5 protein-coding genes are annotated in these 4,824 nt (G+C 31.0%); 2 read left to right on the top strand and 3 right to left on the bottom strand.

All coding sequences use genetic code 11. The annotated features are described in order from the left end of the window. The first annotated feature begins 32 nt into the window (after positions 1-32). Entirely contained in the window at positions 33-902 is an 870-nt protein-coding gene (locus ACH2BG_RS00990; RefSeq protein ID WP_395045872.1) for an EamA family transporter, read from the top strand. 141 nt (positions 903-1,043) lie between these two features. Further along, positions 1,044-1,469, top strand: a complete 426-nt coding sequence (locus ACH2BG_RS00995) for a hypothetical protein (RefSeq protein ID WP_395045873.1) — start codon at positions 1,044-1,046, stop codon at positions 1,467-1,469. Positions 1,470-1,651: 182 nt separating this feature from the next. On the opposite strand, the gene lpxD is transcribed toward ACH2BG_RS00995, so the two are convergent. From lpxD to ACH2BG_RS01010, 3 genes are read right to left on the bottom strand one after another with little or no spacing between them, the layout of a single operon-like run. Continuing rightward, positions 1,652-2,650: a UDP-3-O-(3-hydroxymyristoyl)glucosamine N-acyltransferase gene (lpxD, locus tag ACH2BG_RS01000; protein ID WP_395045874.1), complete on the bottom strand. Its 999-nt coding sequence runs from the start codon at positions 2,648-2,650 to the stop codon at positions 1,652-1,654. 24 nt (positions 2,651-2,674) lie between these two features. Next, complete coding sequence (locus ACH2BG_RS01005) at positions 2,675-3,724, bottom strand: AMP-binding protein (RefSeq protein WP_395045875.1); 1,050 nt, start codon at positions 3,722-3,724, stop codon at positions 2,675-2,677. Continuing rightward, on the bottom strand, positions 3,717-4,667 hold the full coding sequence (locus ACH2BG_RS01010; protein ID WP_395045876.1) for a CPBP family intramembrane glutamic endopeptidase: 951 nt from the start codon (positions 4,665-4,667) through the stop codon (positions 3,717-3,719). The genes ACH2BG_RS01005 and ACH2BG_RS01010 overlap by 8 nt, the downstream gene beginning before the upstream one ends. Between the last annotated feature and the right edge of the window lie 157 nt (positions 4,668-4,824).

The following is a 4,824-nucleotide window of genomic DNA, read 5'->3' on the forward strand; positions in this document are numbered from 1 at the left end:
TTTTTGTATTATTGCATTAAATAATTTCCAATATGTTGTATGTAGTTTTTAGCATTATTTGTAGCGTTTTAGTCGGTGTTTTGTTAAAAATAGTCAAAAAAAACAATCTTAGTTTTTATCAAATCATCACTTGGAATTATGTTTTTGCCTTAATATTGACTCATTTTGCTTACCAGCCTGAATTTAAAACCCATTTCAGTATTTCAACAGGATTAATACTTGTAACACTTTGTTTTTTACTTCCAATAATCTTTATTTTTCAGGCAAAAGCTATCCAATATAATGGTATTGTAAAAACAGATATTGCGCAACGATTGTCACTTTTCATTTCTATTTTGGCTTCTTATTTTATTTTTAAAGAAGCGTTTAATTATTATAAACTTATTGGGTTGTTATTCGCCTTTTCGGCTATTGACTTTACCTTATATAAAGAGAATCAAAAAGTAATAAAAGAGAAAAATAAATGGCATTTTCTTTTACTTGTGCTTTTGGGATTTGGAACTATTGATGTTCTATTCAAACAAATTTCAGTTTTAAGCGAAATTAAATTTACGGAAGTGCTTTTCCTTATTTTCATTGGATCGTTAATTGCTTCGGCGATTATCTCAACTTATTATATTGTAAAAGAAAAAGAAAAATTTGATTTAAAAAATGCCCTTTGGGGATTGGGAGTTGGTGTACTTAATTTTGGAAATATTTCATTATATATCAAGGCTCATCAAGCTCTTTCGGAAAATCCATCAACAGTATTTGCAGGAATGAACATGGGCGTGATTCTATTAGGAAGCTGCGTTGGCATTATTATTTTTAAAGAAAAACTATCTAAAATAAACTATGCTGGAATTTTATTAGCTATTATTTCAATACTCTTCATTACTTATTCTCAAATGAAACAACTATAAGGATATTGTTGAAAAAACATCTTCTAAAATAATTTAATCGGTTGTTAATAATTAATTATACAACTATTTTAAATAATTCTATAACATTATCGCAAAGCTTTACTGATAACTTTGAATATATAAATTTTAAAGAATTTAATTATGAAAAATCGAAGCATATTATTGGCATTAGCCTTAAGTATCGGATTGTTTACAGTATCTTGTAATAATGATGATGATGGAAATCAAGGAGAAACTATTGTTCCTTTAGCTGGAAAATGGGAAATTAGCAAAGTAGGTACTACTACTGGAGCAACAGAAACATTGACTGATGCACCACAAAATCAAAGTGGGTGTAGCAAAGATTACATGGATCTCAAAGTTGACAATACTGTAATTGAAGGGGATTATGATTCAACAATTGCTCCTTGTTCATTCACTACTGATGAGGGAATTTATTCCAGATCACATAATAACTTAACAAGAGTTGTTGATGGAGTAACTACTGTTCAAGATATTGTTAATCTTACCATTCATGAACTAAAGCTAAAAGAGGCAAATGGTAATATTGAAATCTATACTAGATAATTCTATTTATTTTACCACTATAAGTCTGGCTCTTTAAAGATTAAGCGTAAAAACGGAAATAACTTAATAAGTTATTTCCGTTTTTATTTTTTATTTAACCGATAGCCCAGATTTGCATTTATAAGCGAGTACGTTACATATTGCGAATTTGGTTCGATGAATATAACATAGTAATTACAAAATTATTTTGAAGATTCTTTAACCAATCGTTTTAAAATAGCCCATTGTTTTAATGCATCTCTGGCTTCGACGGCTGGATAACCTAAAACTACTTTTCCTGCAGGAACATCGGCGGCAACGCCAGAACCCGCACCAACCATAGCACCATCACCCAATGTTAAATGGTCTTTTATTGAAGCGCTTCCTCCTATAACAACTCCGTTTCCTAAAGTAACCGATCCTGCTAAACCAGAGTTTCCAGCCATAATACAAAATTTTCCCAATTTACTATTATGACCTATTTGAACTAAATTATCTATTTTGCAACCATCTCCTAAAATAGTCGAACTAAACTTTCCCCTGTCAACTGAAGAATTGGCGCCAATTTCTACATTATTTCCTATAATAACATTTCCTATTTGTGGAATTTTAACCAGTCCTTTTGCTGGATCTGGTCGAAAACCAAAACCATCGGCACCAATTGTTGCATTTGGATGAAGAATACAATCACTCCCAATATGACATCGTTCCCGAATTACAGTTCCTGACCAAATAATTGTATTATCTCCAATAGTACATTCGTCGAGAATAGTTACATTAGGATAAATAGTCACATTTTTTTCAATTTTTACATTTAGTCCAATGTAACTTCCTGCTCCAATTCTTGTTCCTTCTCCAATAATTGCGGTTTCATCTATAATTGCTGTTGGATGAATCGCTGTCCTAAATACTGGTGCTGGTGGTGCAAAAAGAGCTAAGACTTGCGACATAGCCAAATCAGCATTTTTTACTTTTATAAAAACTCGATTCTCTCCAGGTTCGATAGAAATATCTTCATTTACAATCGCCGCACAAGCTTTTGATGTTTCCCAAAATTTTTCATATTTTTTATGTCCAATAAATGAAATCTCCGTTTCCTTTGCTAATTCCAGTTGTTCAGGAGCTGTTATATTGTGTGTTGTATTTCCTGAGATTTCACCTTTTAGGGTTTCATTTATTTCTTGTATCGAGTAGGTTTTCATATAATTTGGTTAGGTTTTGATGGTTTATAAAAATGAAGCAACGACTTCGCTCCTTTTAATTTTCCCAGTTTCGGTTTCAATGAAATGAGGGATGAATTTTATTTGTTTTGGTTTCTCATATTTATCTAAATCATCAAAAAAAGAAGATTCAATTTCGTATGGGTTTCCTTCTATAAAAAGTACTAATTGTTCGCCGAGTTTTTCATCAGGAATTCCTGCAACAAAAAATCTATTAGTAATTTTTTCTGAAAGTTTTGCTTCTATTTGTTCTGGAAATAACTTTATTCCTCCACTGTTTATTACATTATCTTGCCTTCCTAACCATATAAATTGGTTGTCCGAAACTAATTCAATAATATCATTAGTGACTATATTTTTTACGTTTAAATTTGGAGCTGAAATAACCAAACAATGTCTCTCGTCTTGTGAAATAGAAACATTTGGCAAGGTTGTAAATGCCTTCTCTCCTACTCTTTTGGCTGCAATATGCGTAACTGTTTCGGTCATACTGTAAGTTTCGAAAACGTTACATTTTGTTTGAATTAGTTTTTTTTCTAAATCGCTATTTACTTTTGCACCACCAATAATCAATGTTTTTATTTGATGTAATTGTGTTAATGAATTTTCGACCTGTAAAGGAACCATAGCTACAAAATCATATATCTTTTCGTTCCGTTTCATTGGCGCAGAACTTGGCGCAACAAAATCTAAATCCAAACCTAAAATAAAAGCACGAACAAACATCATTTTTCCAGCAATATATTTTACAGGCAAACAATTTAAGGCTTTATCACCTGATTTTAGTTCGAAAAAATCGCCAGTTGCTAGTGCCGAATTGACCATAGCTTCTTTTTCGATTCTAATTGTTTTTGGTTTTCCTGTTGTTCCTGAAGTCATGATTTCTAGATAGTTTTTTTCATCAAACCAATCGAGAATGAAGGAACCAAGAGGTTTTTCGTGTTCTACTCCTTCTTTTATATAACTAATAGCCACACGACAAAGATCTTCTTTCGTAAAATGAAAACCATTTAGTTTAAACTTATTATGAACATTTTTGTAAGTTGGTTTAGTCATTTTCTACGTTTATCACTTCTGGAGTTGCTATTAATTTTCCAGTTAATTTTTGTTTCCAATTTGTCCAACCGTATTTTTTCGCAAAAACAAATAATAAAATTGGAAAAATAACCAACACTGGAAAAACGATTTCGAAACCTGCCTCTGGTTGTGAAACATCTTTTAGAATTGAATAAGTTTGAAAAGCTGTCCAGTCTGACGTAACTAATAAGGCTGTAAATAAATTATTTGCTGCATGAAAACCTAGAGAAAGTTCGAGTCCGTCATCCATAAGCGCTAAAATCCCTAAAAACAATCCTGTTCCGATGTAATAAACCATTGTGATATAACCCATTTTTTCTACTTCGGGATTGGCGAGATGCATTAATCCAAAAATCAGAGAAGTCATGAGTAACGGAAACCATCTATTTTTTGCTAACAGTCCAAATCCTTGCATAAGATAACCTCTAAAAACAAGTTCTTCGACACTGGTCTGAATAGGAATCATCAGAATAGCAATGACTGCTAAAATGGCAAATTGAACAGGTTTAAAATTTAAAACAAAATCTTCAGGAGCAACATAATAACTAATTATAGTAACAATTATTTGAAAAATCCCCCAGATACTAAACGCGAAAAATACTCTTTTCCAATCTACCTTTTTTCTAATGGTGATAATATCTAACAAGGTTTGTTTGTGCAAAAAATTCAGTACTAAATATATTGCGCCAAGCGCTACGAGAAAAGAAAATAGAATTAGAAACAAAGTTAAATTTTTATCTAAAACAGTCATCAAACTGATTTCATCAAGATTATAAAAACCTTTTCCTTCTGCTAATAATTTTGCCATTACAATTCCCATTAACGGTAATTGACCAACTGTTGATGCAATAATTATTAGTATTGAACCTACTAGATATTTCCAGAAATGATTTTCTGATTTAAAAGCACGTAATAAAAGCATAATTATATTTTAGCTATTTAATTTGTATACATTTCATTAAATTTGTTTTTTATCTTAACAAAAATTTAATATTCCAAATATAGCTAAAAATATGATTACCATTTACCATAATTCCCGTTGTTCTAAATCTAGAGAAGGCGTTTGCTTTTTAGAAAAC

This window comes from Flavobacterium sp., from assembly GCF_043779715.1.
Taxonomy (GTDB): domain Bacteria; phylum Bacteroidota; class Bacteroidia; order Flavobacteriales; family Flavobacteriaceae; genus Flavobacterium.

Bases quoted from the DNA above. Each gene is read 5' to 3' on its own strand.
- ACH2BG_RS00990 (WP_395045872.1), top strand. From the start codon at position 33: ATGTTGTATGTAGTTTTTAGCATTATTTGTAGCGTTTTAGTCGGTGTT.
- ACH2BG_RS00995 (WP_395045873.1), top strand. From the start codon at position 1,044: ATGAAAAATCGAAGCATATTATTGGCATTAGCCTTAAGTATCGGATTG.
- ACH2BG_RS01005 (WP_395045875.1), bottom strand. From the start codon at position 3,724: ATGACTAAACCAACTTACAAAAATGTTCATAATAAGTTTAAACTAAAT.
- ACH2BG_RS01010 (WP_395045876.1), bottom strand. From the start codon at position 4,667: ATGCTTTTATTACGTGCTTTTAAATCAGAAAATCATTTCTGGAAATAT.
- lpxD (WP_395045874.1), bottom strand. From the start codon at position 2,650: ATGAAAACCTACTCGATACAAGAAATAAATGAAACCCTAAAAGGTGAA.